Below are 1,341 nucleotides of genomic sequence, written 5' to 3'. Positions count from 1 at the left end.
GCTCGGCTGCGTTCATCGATCCTCCGGCATGAAGTTGAGAGGATCGCATTATCTACTTTATGACACAGTAAGACTAAGGAAGGTCTGCACAACGCGTCATCGGGCGCCTCGCGGCGCGGATGAAGTGGTCCGCCGAACCCGTTGGCGGCTTGCAGCCTGACTTCATCGCGTTCGCGGCATCGATCGCGGCCTCTCAGCCCGTTTTCAAGCCGCTTTCACGTGCTCCGGACGGACGTGTCCATCCAGCGCCATCAACTGCCGTCGAGCCAGCCACAGGTTCGTCAGCGCGAACAGCGTGTGCAGCTGCGCCGTGTTCTTCGCCAGCCCGCGGTAGCGCACCTTGGTGTGCCCGAACTGGCGCTTGACGACGCGGAAGGCGTGTTCGACCTTGGCACGCACGGAGGCCTTCAGGCGCTCGATCTCGTCGATGACGCGCCCGAGCCGGCCTGCGTTCTCGGCAGGCTTGCGCGAACTCGGTCGCCGGGCGATCTGCCAGTCCACGCCCGGCTTCGCGTCAGGACGCCGGTGCGCGCCGCGGTAGCCCGAGTCGGCGAACACGACCCGCTCCTGGCCGTGCAGCAGGCGGTTGGCTTCGACCACGTCATTGACGTTGCCCGCCGTGCCGCGCACCGAGTGGACCAGGCCCGATTCGGCATCGACGCCGATGTGCGCCTTCATGCCGAAGTACCACTGGTTGCCCTTCTTGCTCTGCTTCATCTCCGGGTCGCGTTCTCCCGAGGCGTTCTTCGTCGAGCTGGGCGCCGAGATCAACGTGGCGTCGACCGCCGTGCCCGTCTTGAGCATCAGACCCTTGTGCTGAAGCAAGTCGTTCACGACGCGCAGCATGTCCACGGCCAGGTCGTGCTTCTCCAGCAGGTGCCGGAAGCGCAGGATCGTCGTCTCGTCGGGGATGCGGCTGGCGCCGCTGCCCAGGCCCGCGAACTCCAGGTACAGCGGCACGTCGTGCAGCGCCTCTTCCATCGCCGGGTCGCTCAGCCCGAACCACTGTTGCATGTAGTGGATGCGCAGCATCGTCTCGATGGCGAACGGCGGGCGCCCCGTCTTGCTCTTGGGCCAGTGTGGCTCGATGATCTCCACGAGGACCTTCCACGGCACCACGCGCTCCATCTCTTCGAGGAACTCCCGCTTGCGGGTTTTCTTCGTCGAGAGGTTCAGGCCCAGGCTGACTTGCTTCATGGCCTCGATGCTCGGCCCTCTGGCCGGCTCGCGCAACGCGTGTCAGCCCCGGGGTTTTGCAGACCTTCCCTAGTCTTACTGTGTCATAAAGTAGATAATGCGATCCTCTCAACTTCATGCCGGAGGATCGATGAACGCAGCCGA

The 1,341-nt window shown here is 64.4% G+C and carries 1 protein-coding gene; it reads right to left on the bottom strand.

The features are described 5' to 3' along the window. Positions 1 to 204: 204 nt before the first annotated feature. Positions 205 to 1,197, bottom strand: coding sequence for an IS5 family transposase (locus AC07OQ_RS24435; protein WP_495055736.1), 993 nt, complete (start codon positions 1,195 to 1,197; stop codon positions 205 to 207). Positions 1,198 to 1,341 lie beyond the last annotated feature (144 nt).

The sequence above is a fragment of the Roseateles sp. GW821-FHT09B06 genome, assembly GCF_059418245.1.
Note: the sequence above shows the minus strand (reverse complement) of the source record. Positions and strands in the feature narration are given on the sequence as shown.

Coding starts and splice junctions, on each gene's coding strand:
- AC07OQ_RS24435 (WP_495055736.1), bottom strand. CDS start 1,197: ATGAAGCAAGTCAGCCTGGGCCTGAACCTCTCGACGAAGAAAACCCGC.